The sequence below is a fragment of the Gordonia sp. PDNC005 genome (assembly GCF_016919385.1).
GTDB lineage: Bacteria > Actinomycetota > Actinomycetes > Mycobacteriales > Mycobacteriaceae > Gordonia.
Map to the genome: position 1 here is coordinate 1,900,662 of NZ_CP070351.1, position 13,196 is coordinate 1,913,857.

The 13,196-nt window shown below is 66.6% G+C and carries 12 protein-coding genes; 5 read left to right on the plus strand and 7 right to left on the minus strand.

Annotation, left to right across the window (positions count from 1 at the left end):
• The first annotated feature begins 2 nt into the window (after positions 1 to 2).
• The gene (locus tag JVX90_RS09040; RefSeq protein ID WP_205332009.1) at positions 3 to 1,256 is read left to right on the plus strand and encodes a polysaccharide pyruvyl transferase family protein; all 1,254 of its coding nucleotides are present in this window, start codon (positions 3 to 5) and stop codon (positions 1,254 to 1,256) included.
• Between the two features lie 13 nt (positions 1,257 to 1,269).
• The gene (locus JVX90_RS09045; protein ID WP_205332010.1) at positions 1,270 to 1,566 is read left to right on the plus strand and encodes a DUF503 domain-containing protein; all 297 of its coding nucleotides are present in this window, start codon (positions 1,270 to 1,272) and stop codon (positions 1,564 to 1,566) included.
• A 10-nt stretch (positions 1,567 to 1,576) separates the two neighbouring features.
• On the opposite strand, the gene JVX90_RS09050 is transcribed toward JVX90_RS09045, so the two are convergent.
• From JVX90_RS09050 to JVX90_RS09060, 3 genes are all read right to left on the minus strand, one after another.
• Complete coding sequence (locus JVX90_RS09050) at positions 1,577 to 2,944, minus strand: MFS transporter (RefSeq protein WP_205332011.1); 1,368 nt, start codon at positions 2,942 to 2,944, stop codon at positions 1,577 to 1,579.
• A 68-nt stretch (positions 2,945 to 3,012) separates the two neighbouring features.
• Complete coding sequence (locus JVX90_RS09055; RefSeq protein WP_205332012.1) at positions 3,013 to 3,360, minus strand: VOC family protein; 348 nt, start codon at positions 3,358 to 3,360, stop codon at positions 3,013 to 3,015.
• Between the two features lie 36 nt (positions 3,361 to 3,396).
• Positions 3,397 to 5,796, minus strand: coding sequence for a Tex family protein (locus JVX90_RS09060; RefSeq protein ID WP_240194114.1), 2,400 nt, complete (start codon positions 5,794 to 5,796; stop codon positions 3,397 to 3,399).
• A gap of 83 nt (positions 5,797 to 5,879) precedes the next feature.
• On the opposite strand from JVX90_RS09060, the gene JVX90_RS09065 reads away from it, so the two are divergent.
• Complete coding sequence (locus JVX90_RS09065) at positions 5,880 to 7,067, plus strand: CaiB/BaiF CoA-transferase family protein (RefSeq protein ID WP_205332013.1); 1,188 nt, start codon at positions 5,880 to 5,882, stop codon at positions 7,065 to 7,067.
• Here the strand turns inward: JVX90_RS09065 and JVX90_RS09070 are convergent.
• Positions 7,013 to 8,272: an MFS transporter gene (locus JVX90_RS09070; RefSeq protein ID WP_205332353.1), complete on the minus strand. Its 1,260-nt coding sequence runs from the start codon at positions 8,270 to 8,272 to the stop codon at positions 7,013 to 7,015. The genes JVX90_RS09065 and JVX90_RS09070 overlap by 55 nt on opposite strands.
• Positions 8,273 to 8,390: 118 nt before the next feature.
• On the opposite strand from JVX90_RS09070, the gene JVX90_RS09075 reads away from it, so the two are divergent.
• Entirely contained in the window at positions 8,391 to 9,410 is a 1,020-nt protein-coding gene (locus JVX90_RS09075; protein ID WP_205332014.1) for a zinc-dependent alcohol dehydrogenase family protein, read from the plus strand.
• On the opposite strand, the gene JVX90_RS09080 is transcribed toward JVX90_RS09075, so the two are convergent.
• Positions 9,388 to 10,221, minus strand: a complete 834-nt coding sequence (locus JVX90_RS09080; RefSeq protein ID WP_205332015.1) for an ATP-binding cassette domain-containing protein — start codon at positions 10,219 to 10,221, stop codon at positions 9,388 to 9,390. The two genes, JVX90_RS09075 and JVX90_RS09080, sit on opposite strands and share 23 nt — an antisense overlap.
• Positions 10,218 to 10,868: an FCD domain-containing protein gene (locus JVX90_RS09085; protein ID WP_240194115.1), complete on the minus strand. Its 651-nt coding sequence runs from the start codon at positions 10,866 to 10,868 to the stop codon at positions 10,218 to 10,220. The genes JVX90_RS09080 and JVX90_RS09085 overlap by 4 nt, the downstream gene beginning before the upstream one ends.
• Before the next feature lie 179 nt (positions 10,869 to 11,047).
• On the opposite strand from JVX90_RS09085, the gene JVX90_RS09090 reads away from it, so the two are divergent.
• The gene (locus JVX90_RS09090) at positions 11,048 to 12,637 is read left to right on the plus strand and encodes a 2-isopropylmalate synthase (protein WP_240194116.1); all 1,590 of its coding nucleotides are present in this window, start codon (positions 11,048 to 11,050) and stop codon (positions 12,635 to 12,637) included.
• Here the strand turns inward: JVX90_RS09090 and JVX90_RS09095 are convergent.
• Complete coding sequence (locus tag JVX90_RS09095; RefSeq protein ID WP_205332354.1) at positions 12,607 to 13,086, minus strand: MarR family winged helix-turn-helix transcriptional regulator; 480 nt, start codon at positions 13,084 to 13,086, stop codon at positions 12,607 to 12,609. The two genes, JVX90_RS09090 and JVX90_RS09095, sit on opposite strands and share 31 nt — an antisense overlap.
• Positions 13,087 to 13,196: the final 110 nt, after the last annotated feature.

Sequence of the window (13,196 nt, forward strand, 5' to 3'; positions counted from 1 at the left end):
CGATGGCGCTTCCCTCCGTAACCGAGGTCGCCCAGCGGACCCGGTCGGTGCGTGCCAAGGTCCGCTCACGTCTCGATTCGGCAGACTTGATCTATCTGGTCACCACGGCAGGCTTCCCGAACTTCGGTGACGAATTGATCACCGAGGCGTGGCTCCGGCACATCGCACTCCGCAGGCCGATGGCACGGGTCGTCGTCGACTCCCCTCGCCCCGGTCAGGCGTCGTTGCTGCTCCGCCACGCGAATCGGCGCGCAGTGTTCGTGGACACCCTGTGGGAACTGGTTCATCACTCGGTGTCCCCGAACGCTGAGGACGTCGATCCCGACGTCCCGTGGGAGTGGGTCGCCGATACGGCGAGCAGGCTCGGCGCGTCACCCCGCAACGACGCGGGGATCGACATGCTGCTCCGAGCGGGAACGATCCATCTCGTCGGCGGCGGATATGTCAACGCCGTGTGGCCGCACCACGCGGCTCTGCTCTCCGCGATGGCCTCCGTCGCCGAGAAGACCGGGGCGCGGACCGTTGCGACCGGTGCCGGTTTCACCCCCGCCGTCGACGGTGCAGCGGGTGTCGCGATGCTCCGCGCCGCCTCCCGATTCGACGTCGTCGACGTCCGTGACGCTCCGACAGAGACGCTGCTCGCAGGCGCCCCCGGGCTGTCACGTACCGGAGACGACGCCTGGCTCTCCCCCATCCTCGCTCGACCTCGCACCCCTGCCGGCACCGGAGTCGTGCTGTGCGCTCAGAGCGATCTCACCGACACGTTCTCCTGGGACGGGCGGACCGGAACCGATGCGCTCGCGTCGTTCATCCGGGCCACCCTGGACGCCTGGGATGTGCCCGGTCGGGACGTGACCGTCGTCGAATGCATCCCGGGCCACGACTACACCGTCCCGACGATGCTGGCCGATCGCCTCGACGGTGCGGCGGTGATCCCGTTCCGGAATCTGTGGCGCGACGGACTTCCCGTCAACCGCGGCACCTGGCTGTCGACTCGGTATCACCCGCACATGATCGCTGCCGCGGCAGGCGACTCGGGGGTCGCGATCTCGGCGAGCACCGACTACTACGCCACCAAGCATCAAGCATTGATCGACGCCGGGTCGGCGTGGACCGTGGTGTCCGGTGGTGACCGCCTGCAGACTCCGGCCCGACCCACCGCGGGCGGCTACACGCCCGAAGCGGTGCAGGAGAACGTCAGGCGGAAGAAGTCGCTCGCCGACAGCCTCTATCCGATCGGTGTCCGAATCAGGTAGAGTCGGCGCTTCTATGTGGATCGGTACTCTTGAATTCGACTTCCTTCTCGGCGACGTCCACTCCCTCAAGGAGAAACGTTCGGTCATCCGCCCGATCGTCGCCGAGATCCGCCGCAAGTATTCAGTCTCCGTCGCGGAGACGGACCATCTCGACCTTCACCGCCGCGCGGGTGTCGGCGTCGCCGTGGTCAGCGCCGACATCGCACACGTCGCCGACGTGCTCGACACGCTTGAACGGCACGGGGCGTCTCGACCCGACGTGACACTCCTGTCTGTCCGTCGACGCGTCGTCGACACCGGCGAGCTGTAAGAAGCACAACTCAGACGCGAGCGGGGTCGTCGGCCTCCTCCGCGACGTCGTCGGCTGTGGAGGCGTACTCGGCCGACACGCTGCGATACACGGGAGTCGCGAAAGCGATCGCCGCGGCGAGCACCGTCAGCGCGCCCGCGATCAGGAAGACCAGGGCGATGCCACGTCCCGGCCCGGTGCCCAGCAAAGGTTCGAGAGTGGTGGCGCCGTCACCATCCGCCCACGGGATCACGAAGGCTTCGGCTATCGGCGCGATGAGGAACGCCGTCACCGGAGCAGCCGCTGCCTCGAATGCGCCAGCGAATCCGAACACGCGTCCCTGCTGCTGCAGTGGCACCACGCGTTGGATCACCGTCTGCTCGGCGGCCTCCACCGCGGGCATCGTCGCCATGAAGAACCAGGCGGCGATGATGCAGAGAACAGGCGACGCCCGGAACGAGATGGCGGCGCCGATCACTCCGGTGACCATCACAGCGATCAACATCGTCCGCATCGGGTTGGCCCCGAGGCCGAAGCGTCCGATGAGGGCTCCTCCGACCATGAACCCGGTGGCGCTGATCGCGAAGACCACACCCCACATCTGAACGGAGAACAGTTCAAGTCCGTACGGGTCGAACAACGCCATGTGGACGCCGCCGACGAAGTTGTTGAACGTCGAGAAGATGATCAGCGCGAACAGCCCCGGAACGGCGTGCACCGCTCGAAGGGAGCCTCGCAGGTCGAACGCGCCGACTGCGTCGGAGGCGACGACCTCTTCCTCCTCGGGCATCGTCAGGAACAACAGGTGGACATAGCCGACCGCGACGAACACGATCGAGATGACAATCGTCGGACCCATGCCGAGGAACCCGACGGCGAGCCCGGAGAACACGCTGGTCACCATGAACGAGAGACCCTGAACTGTGCCGACCCAGCCGTTGGCCTTATCGCGGCGGTCGGCGTCCACGAGGATCGTGACCGTCGTCGACAGCGCTACCGACCTCATATTCTCGATCACGGCGCCCACGAGGACCAGGAGCGCGAACACCCACAGCCACGGCGAGGTGAGCGACACGTCCGACGAGTCGGGCATCGCCACATACGCGGCTCCTGCGAGCAGGAACATGACCAGTGTGAAGAGCGCGGACCCGCGCATCACGACGAGTTTTCGGAATCGATCAACAATGGTGCCGAATCCGATGCTCGCCATCGCGATGATCAGCATGTACCCGCCACCGATCACACCCGTGGCGATCACGTTGCGGGTCTCGAGATACAGCCAGAAGGTCAGGGCGAACCACAGGAAGCTGGTGGTCACATTGGCGATCGCAGTGTTCAGCATAATGTTGGCGAACGTGCGATCGCGCTCCTTCACCGAGCGCACGACTGAGTTACTCATAGCTGCTCCAGGCTAGTTCGCGACATATCCGCCGAACAACCGAATTTCCACAGCCCAACCTTCGGCGGTCAGCCGTGTTCGGCGATGCAGAACTCGTTGCCCTCCGGGTCGGCGAGTGTGGTCCATGTGAAGCCGGGCATCGACCGCTCCCCGACAACGGTCGCGCCCGTCGACACGAGTCCGGCGACGGCAGCGGCCATGTCGTCAACCCCGAAGTCGAGATGTAGACGATTTCCGCCTGCCGGGGCGTCGACCTTCTGGAACGCCAACCCCGGCCGACTCTCGCCGAGCGAGACGAAGACGAACCAGCCGTCGTTCTCGTCGACGATTCGACCGTCGAACGCGGTCGCCCACCACTGTGCGAGACCGAGTGCGTCCGTCGTGTTGAACGTGATGTTGAGGAGAGAGTTCTTCATGGCCTGGACGCTACCGCCGGGGTCCGACAATTCCGCTCAGCGACCGAAACCCGCGTCTCGCAGCGCCTGCGCCATCGAGCCGCTCGCGTCACGCTGGCCACCTCCGCGCTGACCGCCGTTCCGCTGCCCGCCGCCCTTCTGACCGCCACCGCTTCGCTGACCTCGATTCTGTCCGCCGCGACCGGCGCCGGAGTTGTTCTGCTCAGCGCGAGGCCGGCCTCCGCGGCCCTCCTGTCGGGCGCCCTTGTCCCCCGGCTCGTCGTTGAGACGCAACGACAGGCCGATGCGCTGCCGATCGACGTCTACCTCCATGACCTTCACCCGGACCACCTGGCCGGATCGGACGACGTCGTGCGGATCGGAGACGAACTTGTCCGACATGGCCGACACGTGGACCAGGCCGTCCTGGTGAACGCCGACGTCGATGAACGCGCCGAATGCGGCGACATTGGTGACGACGCCTTCCAGGACCATGCCCGGTCGCAGGTCCGACACCTTCTCCACGCCGCTCGCGAACGTGGCGGTCTCGAATGCCGGGCGCGGGTCGCGGCCCGGCTTCTCCAGTTCGGCGATGATGTCGGTGACGGTCGGGACACCGAACCGCTCGTCGGCGAACGACTCCGGCTTGAGAGCACGAAGCGTGCGGGTGTCGCCGATGATCTCACCGAGCGGCCGCCCCGCACCGTCCAGGATCTTGCGGACCACCGGGTACGACTCCGGGTGCACGCCCGACGCGTCGAGCGGATCGACGCCGCCGCGGATGCGCAGGAAGCCGGCGCACTGTTCGAACGCCTTCGGTCCGAGTCGCGGAACGTCGAGCAGCGACTTCCGGCTCGCGAACGCGCCCACCTGGTCACGATGAGCGACGATCGCGGTCGCCAGACCGGGCGTGACACCCGACACCCGCGACAGGAGCGGCGCCGAGGCTGTGTTCAGGTCGACGCCGACTGCGTTCACCGCGTCTTCGACCACTGCGTCGAGGCTGCGGGCGAGCGTGGCCGGCGCGACGTCGTGCTGGTACTGCCCGACGCCGATGGATTTGGGATCGATCTTCACGAGCTCGGCGAGCGGGTCCTGCAGACGGCGAGCGATGGAGACCGCGCCGCGGATCGCGACGTCCAGCTGGGGCAGTTCCTGCGATGCGTATTCCGACGCCGAGTACACCGATGCACCGGCTTCGCTGACCACGGCCTTCGCCGGAGCCTTGCCGCCGCCCGCGGTGATCTCGGCGATGAGTTCGGCGGCGAGCGCGTCGGTCTCGCGAGACGCGGTGCCGTTGCCGATGGCGATCAACTCGACCTCGTGCCGGAGGACGAGCGCCGCAAGTTCGGCCTTCGCGCGGTCCCATTGCTTCTGCGGCTGATGAGGGAACACCGCTGTGGTGTCGACGACCTTGCCGGTGGCGTCGACGACGGCGACCTTGACTCCGGTCCGGAAACCCGGGTCGAGGCCGAGAGTGGCACGGGTGCCCGCAGGAGCCGCGAGCAGCAGATCCTTCAGGTTCGTCGCGAAGACCGCAACGGCCTCCTCTTCGGCACGCTGCCGCAGACGCATCCGCGCTTCGATGGTCGCGGTGATCATCAGCTTTGTGCGCCATGCCCATCGCACGGTGCCCGTCAGCCACGTGGTGGCTCCACCCGGTGTCGAGAGGTCGACACCGAGGGTCTGAGCGACGAGGGCCTGGTACGCCTCGTCCTCGCCGCCGTCGAACGTCAACGACAGCGCCTCCTCCTTCTCACCGCGCAGCACGGCGAGCACACGGTGCGACGGCATGTTGTCGAGTGATTCGGAGAAGTCGAAGTAGTCGCGGAACTTCTGCGCGGCGGGCGTCGCTTCCGCACCAGTGCGGACCTCGGTCCGCAGGCGGCCCTCCGACCAGAATCTGGTGCGGATCGCGCCGACGAGTTCGGCGTCCTCGGAGGCTCGCTCTATGAGGATGTGCCGCGCGCCGTCGAGCGCTGCAGCGACATCGGCGACGTCGTCGGTGAGGTACGCCGCAGCCGCCTCTTCCGGCGTGCGCGAGGGGTCGGCGAGCAGTGCATCGGCGAGCGGTTCGAGCCCCGCCTCGCGAGCGATCTGTGCCTTGGTCCGTCGCTTCTGCTTGTACGGCAGGTAGATGTCCTCAACACGCGCCTTCGTGTCGGCCGCGAGCAGCTGTGCACGAAGGACGTCGGTCATCTTGCCCTGCTCCTCGATCGAGGAGATGACGGCCGAGCGCCGTTCGTCGAGTTCACGCAGGTAACGGAGGCGTTCATCGAGCAGGCGGAGCTGAGCGTCGTCGAGGCTCCCGGTCACTTCCTTGCGGTAGCGGGCGATGAAGGGAACGGTCGAACCGTCGTCCAACAACGCGACGGCGGCCGCCACGCGCCCCTCGGCTACGCCGAGTTCACGGGCGATTCGGGCGTTCACGGACTCGACGGGCACAGTGTTGCTCACCCGGAGCAGGCTACCGAAGCCGTCCTCAGCCCGACGAACCCGCAGGAGCCACCAGGTCCGAGACATGGCCTAACGTGGGCGGCATGTCGGAACTCCCTCTTGTGGGCATCACCGTGGTCTCCCTGGAGCAGGCGGTGGCCGCTCCCCTCGCAACGCGTCATCTCGCCGATCTCGGCGCCCGCGTGATCAAGATCGAACGTGTCGGTGAGGGCGACTTCGCGCGCAACTACGACACGGCTGTCGACGGTATGGCGAGTCACTTCGTGTGGCTCAATCGAGGCAAGGAGTCGATCGCCCTCGACCTCAAGTCGGCAGAGGGCCTGACGATCGCCAGGGAACTCGTGACCCGCGCCGACGTCTTCGTGCAGAACTCGGCCCCAGGAGCGGCCGCGCGGCTCGGGCTCGACCCCGCCGAGCTCGCGACTGCCGATCCCGCCCTGATCACCGCGAGCATCAGCGGCTACGGCACGTCCGGTCCATACCGCGACCGGAAGGCGTACGACCTGCTGATCCAGGCCGAGACCGGATTGGTCTCGCTGACCGGCAGTCCAACCGAACCCGCCAAGACCGGAGTGCCTGCGTCCGACATAGCAGCAGGCCTCTACCTCGCGCAGTCGATCCTCGCTGCCTTGTTCCGGCGGTCCCGAACCGGCCGCGGCGGTGTTGTCGACGTTTCGATGTTCGATGCGACAGCCGAGTGGATCGGCCACCCCATGTACATCCAGATGCACACCGGGCGACAGACTCAGCGGCACGGACTCGGGCACGCGGCGATCGTCCCCTACGACTCGTTCCCGACGGCAGACGGTCGTCTCCTGATCGGGGTGCAGAACGACCGCGGATGGCAGGCGTTGATGAGCGGCGTGTTCGGCCGTCCTGATGTCGCCGACGATCCCCGGTTCGTCACCAACACCGACCGCGTGGCTCACCGGGTAGAGTGCGACTCCGCGGTGGCCGCCGAGACCATTCGGTTCACGGGGACCGACCTCACGACACGACTCGACGCCGCAGGCATACCGTCAGCCGTCGTCAACGATGTCGCAGGGCTGGTGAATCACCCGCAGCTGGCCGAACGCGAGCGCTGGCGCACGATCGGCACTCCCGTCGGGCCGGTTCGGGCGCTACTGCCTCCGATGGGCTTTGCCGACGTTGAACTCGCCATGGGCGACGTCCCGGCTCTTGGACAGCACACGCGTGCCCTGCTGGACGAACTCGGCTATCCCGCCGCGGTGTCCGCCGAGTGGATCTCCTCCGGCGTCGTCGGCGTCTGATCGGTACTCGCCGCCGCGCCGAACCGCCGTACCAGAACGACAACGACGACGATCATGCTCGCCTGTACCAGCGCGCCGCCGATCAGGGGCGCACGAGGGCCGAGCCATTCAGCGAGCAACCCGAGAAGCGGTGAACCGATCGGTGTACCGCCCATCAGGACCGTGATGTACAAGGCCATCACGCGCCCGCGGACCTGCGGATCCACACTGGTCTGCACGTACATGTTGGTCGACGTGAGGGTGATCAGTGCGGACAGTCCGACCAGCGGCAGGGTGATCGCGTACAGGAGGTAGGTGGGCGCCGCACCGGAGACTCCGATGAGCACGGCGAACACCAGCGACGAGCCGACGACGAACTTCAGACTCGGGGCAGCCTTCCGACGGGCCGCGAGAAGCGCTCCGAGCAGCGATCCGATGCCTAGCACGGAACCGAGGACACCGTAGGTCTGGGCTCCCAGTCCGAACTCGTTGCGAACCATCAGAGCGTTTGTCATCTGAAAGTTCATGCCGAAGGTGCCGACAGCAAAACCGACCCCGAGCGCGATCAGGAGGTCGGCGCGCCGTGCGACGTATCTGAAGCCCTCCCTCACTTGGCCTTTGGCCCGTGGGAGCGGCTCGCTTCGAACAAGTTTCGACTCGTCGAGGAGGACGAGCGCCAGCAGGAACGCGACATAGCTGACGCCGTTGGTGAGGATCGCCCACCCGCTGCCGAAGGCGGCGATGACGAGTCCCGCAACGCCTGGTCCGATGAGCCGGGCCGCGTTGAACGCGGAACTGTTGAGGCCGATCGCGTTGGTGAGCCGGTCCGCGCCGACCATCTCCGAGACGAACGCCTGCCGGGCCGGAACGTCGAGCGCGGAGCCGATGCCGAACACGAACGCCAACACGTACACGTGCATCGTGGTCGCGTCCCCCGCGACCGCCAATGCGCCAAGGATCAGCGCGGACACCGCCATCCACGACTGAGTGGCCATGAGCAGCCTGCGCTTGTCGAAGCGGTCGGCGAGAAGACCTCCAACCGGCGACAGCAGCAGTGCCGGAAGGAACTGGAGCGCCGTTGTGATGCCGACAGCGACCGCTGAGCCGTTCGAGAGTTGAAGGACCAACCAGTCCTGAGCGACGCGCTGAACCCACGTCCCGATGTTGGACACGAACGCCCCGGTGACGTAGGTACGGAAATTGGGTACGGAGAGGGAGGCGAACATCGTCGAACTCCCGCGTCTCACGCCTGCACTCTCCTCATCGTCCAGCGTTGTGCAACACCGCCCCGTAGCGATCTATTCCCCCGGGCGGCGGCACCGTGAAGTCACTAGTGTGGACTGCATGCGCGGAGTGATCATGAATGCCCCAGGCCAGGTGTCCGTCGTCGACCGGCCCGACCCGGTGATCGTCGAACCGACGGACGCGATCATCAAAGTCGCGGCCACGTGCATCTGCGGGTCGGACCTGTGGCCGTATCGCGGTGCCAACGACGTCCACGACGCACCGATGGGTCACGAGTACGTCGGCTACGTCGAGGAGGTCGGCTCAGCGGTCACAACCGTGAAACCGGGTGACTTCGTAGTCGGCTCCTTCATGGCGTCGGACAACACTTGCGAGATCTGCCAGGCCGGGTATCAGTCCAGGTGTGTGCAGGTCCACGGCATGGGCGGCATCGGGACACAGTCCGAGTACGCGCGGATCCCGCTCGCCGACGGCACGCTCGTCGCCACCGCCGAGGCGCCGGACGCGGACCTCGTCCCGGCGTACCTCGCAGCGTCCGACGTGCTCGGCACCGGGTGGTTCGCAGCCGTCGCGGCCGATGTGAAACCCGGATCGACCGTGGCCGTGGTCGGCGACGGCGCCGTCGGCCTCCTCGGCGTGCTCGCAGCACGAGAGCTAGGTGCCGAACGGATCATCGCGATGAGCCGCCACGCCGATCGTCAGGAGCTCGCGCGCCAGTTCGGCGCAACAGACATCGTCGCCGAACGAGGACGGGACGGAGTCTCGGCGATCAAGGAACTCACCCACGGCCTCGGCGCGCATTCGGTGATCGAGGCGGTCGGCACTCAGGAGTCGATGATGCAGGCGATCCGATCGACCCGACCGGGAGGCCACGTCGGCTACGTGGGTGTCTCGCACGGCGTGGAGCTGCCCGGAGACAAACTGTTCTATTCCACCGTCCATCTGCACGGCGGCCCGGCTCCGGTCCGCCGTTTCCTGCCCGACCTGTTGGACCGCATCGCACGACGCACCATCGATCCAGGCAAGGTGTTCGACCTGACGCTTCCGCTGGAGCAGGCGGCCGACGGGTACCGTGCGATGGATCAGCGCACCGCGATCAAGGTGCTTCTCGAGCCCTGACCGCACGCGCGGACCAGCGGCCGGCGTCGTGGCCGACCGTGATCGGGTGCTCGAAAGCCCGACTGATGATCTCACTTGTCACGACGTCGCCGACACGGCCGGAGGCCACCTGAGCGCCGTGCGCGATCACGAGTGCATGGCTCGTCGATTCTGGCAACTCCTCCAAATGATGAGTGACCAGAATGGATGCGACGTCGGGCGCGGTGACGGCCAACCCGTCTATCGTCTCGAGGAGCTGTTCGCGCGCGGCGACGTCGAGGCCGGTTGTGGGCTCGTCCAGCAGCAGCAGCTCCGGATCGCCTGCAAGCGCCCGAGCCACCAGCGCCCTGCCTCGTTCCCCCTGCGACATCGTCGGCCACGTGCTCGCGCGCCGTTCACCGAGTCCGACGTCGTCGATCAGCGCGTGCGCGCGGTCGATCTGCTCAGTGGTGGGCGTCCACCTCATCGGCGTGTCGATGGTTCCGGTGATACCGGTGAGGACCACATCGACGACGCTCAGCGGCGACCGCAACGGATGACGCGGATTCACGTGGCCGATGTGTCGGCGGAGTTCCTGCATGTCGACACGGCCCAGCCGCTTACCGAGGACGTCGACAGTCCCGGTCGTCGGGTGGGTCTGCGCCGCACAGAACCCGACGATCGTCGTTTTACCCGCACCGTTCGGCCCGAGGAGCGCCCAGTGCTCACCCGCGCGGACTGTGAGGTCGATGCCGTGCAGGATCTCTCTGCCGTCCCGCCGGAACGTCACCTGCGAGAGCACCAGAACATCGCCTGCCTCGGTACCGGAGGCGATTTCAGGGTCAGCGGTCATGACAGGGCCTCCTTCAAGGCGGTCAGGTGTTCACGGCTGGCGCGGGCGGCGTCCTTCACCCGGCGCTCGGCGACGGCGTCGGCGAGGACGACGTGAGCGGCATGGTCTGCGTCGGAACCGAAATGCCCGGCGATCGCCAGCATGTCGATCATCGACTCCCTCATGCGCGGCGTGGACAGGTCGTACAGGTCGGTCAGAACGGGGTTCCCGGCCGCAGCGACAACGGCGCGGTGGAACGCGAGGTCGGCGTCGATGTGCGCGGCCGCGTCGTGAACGGCCTCGGCGCGTGCTGCCAGGGTCCGGCGGATCTCCCGCATCTGTGCCGGGGTCCGACGACCCGCGGCGAGGGCGGCGGCTTCCGCCTCGATGGCCACTCGCGCCTCGATCACCGCGACGATCGATGCACGGCGTAGGACTTCGGCTCGGTCCTCGGCGGCGTCGAGTGCCGCAACGAACACTCCGGCCCCCTGCCTGCTGGTGAGGACACCACGACCCGCGAGTTGCCTGATCGCCTCTCGAACAGTGGATCGCCCGACCCCCAGTTGCGCGGCGAGAGTGGTTTCACCTGGGAGTTTCGCTCCGAGTGCCCACTCTCCACCACGGACTCGATCAAGAAGGAGCGCGGCGGCCTGGTCGGCCAACGGCATTCTCGTCACCCTTTGAGTCACTGGGACACCTCTACTTGTCTGACAACTTCTGTTACATTGTAGCCATGCGTTCGAGCCTTCTCCTCCTTCTCCGCCACGGCGAGTCCTGATCCCAGACCGGCGACTCTCCGTGGGGTTCACGCGCCGGTCTGAAGGTCTCGCAGAAGAAGGCTCACCCAATGAATCGCCAGCAACCGTCCCCGATGCCGTCCCACCGCTACCGCGACGTGTTCGATCGCGTCGACGTTCCCCTCGTCGACCGGACGTGGCCGTCCAATAGGATCACCGAGGCGCCCCTCTGGGTACCGGTCGACCTCCGCGACGGCAACCAAGCACTGCCCGAACCGATGGACCCCTCACGCAAGCGGGAGTTCTTCGAGTTGATGATCTCCATCGGCTACAAGGAGATCGAGGTCGGGTACCCGTCGGCGTCCGCCACAGACTTCGACTTCGTCCGGCTGCTCGCCGAGCAGCGGCTGATTCCCGACGATGTGACGATCGTCGTCTTCACACCCGCGCGCCGCGACTTGATCGAGCGAACGGTGCAGTCCGTCGCGGGCATCACGAGTGACGTTGCGATCCACATGTACACCGCTACCGCCCCGGTCTGGCGCGATGTGGTCCTGCAGCGCGACGTGGAAGACCTGAAGCGGTTGATCGTGCGAGGCGGCGAGGACGTGCTCGAGTTCGCGGGCCACGCAGACAACATCCGTTTCGAGTTCTCGCCCGAAGTGTTCAACCTGACCGAACCCGACGTGGTGCTCGACATCTGCGACACGATGACCACCTTGTGGGATGCGACCCCGGACCGTCCCGTGATCCTGAACCTCCCGGCGACCGTCGAGATCGCCACTCCGAACGTGTACGCCGACCAGATCGAATACATGCACCACAATCTGGCCCGGCGCGACTCGGTGATCCTCTCCGTGCACCCGCACAACGACCGAGGCACCGGCGTCGCATGCGCCGAACTCGCCGTTCTCGCCGGTGCCCAGCGAGTGGAGGGCTGCATCTTCGGCAACGGCGAACGGACCGGCAACGTCGACATAGCCACTCTGGCACTCAACCTGCACGCGCAGGGCGTCGACCCGAAGATCGACTTCTCCGACATCGACCGGATTCGGCGAGTAGTCGAGCGCGCGAACGGAATCGAGATCCATCCGCGCCACCCGTATGTCGGCGACCTGGTGCACACGGCCTTCAGCGGCACTCACCAGGACGCGATCAGGAAGGGCTTCGCGGCGCACAGCCGTGACGCCGCCGACCGGGGCGTCGCCGAATCCGACGCCCCGTGGGCGGTGCCGTATCTGCCCATCGACCCCGCAGACATCGGTCGCTCATACGACGCGGTGATCCGCGTGAACTCGCAGTCCGGCAAGGGCGGGATCGGATATCTCATCGAGTCGGCCGCAGGCCTGACCTTGCCGCGTCGCCTCGAGATCGATTTCGCCGCCGCCGTGCAGCGGCATACCGACGGGTCGGGCGCGGAAGTGACCGCCACCGAACTGTGGACGCTGTTCCTCTCGACCTACACGCGGACGTCCGACGGCGACGGCGTACCCGTCGGTGTCGTCGATCGGCATGCCAGGAGTGCAACCGTCGACGGCCTGACCGTGACCGTCGTCCTCGTCGAGTGGACGGCAGGCACCGGCACTCGATGGGCTGCGGGTGTCGGACACACCGCCGAGTCGGCGGAGGCGTCAGCCATCTCCGCGGCCGCGGTGATGGCGTGCGAGCATCAGCCGTCGGATGCGAGTGTGCGGTCGTAGGCGTCGTTGAACGCCTTCAACTGGGCGAGCAGGCCTTCGGGTGTTCCCGGCGCGAGATCGGAGAACACTCGGTCGAGCCGCTGCGCGCGGAGGAGGCCGTCGTGCGCGAATGCACGACGTCCCTCCTCCGTGGGCCGGTGCAATCGGCTGACCTGACCTTCCACCTCATACCGTTCGACGTAGCCGCGCTTGATCGCGGCGTTCACCTGCCGGTTGACCGTCGATTGTTCGAGTTCGAGCGCGTCCGTCAGTTCACGGAGGGTTCGACCACGACCGTCGTTCAGCTGCCAGAGAATGCTGAATGCAGAGCCGTCGAGAATCGCACCGTTGTGTTCGTCGGACCTTCGCTTGCGCATGCGCAGAAGCTCTTCCACCAGACCGCGGTACACCGGCGACGACCAGATCGAGTCGTCATCCTCCGACAACACGCATACTCCCTCTTCAGCCATCTCCACCCCGCTCTCCGCGAATGTCGCAGCCGAGTATGCCACATGCCCGATTTTGAATGTGCATCGTGCATATGTACCGTGCATAGTCTAATCGAAGTACCCCTCAGATC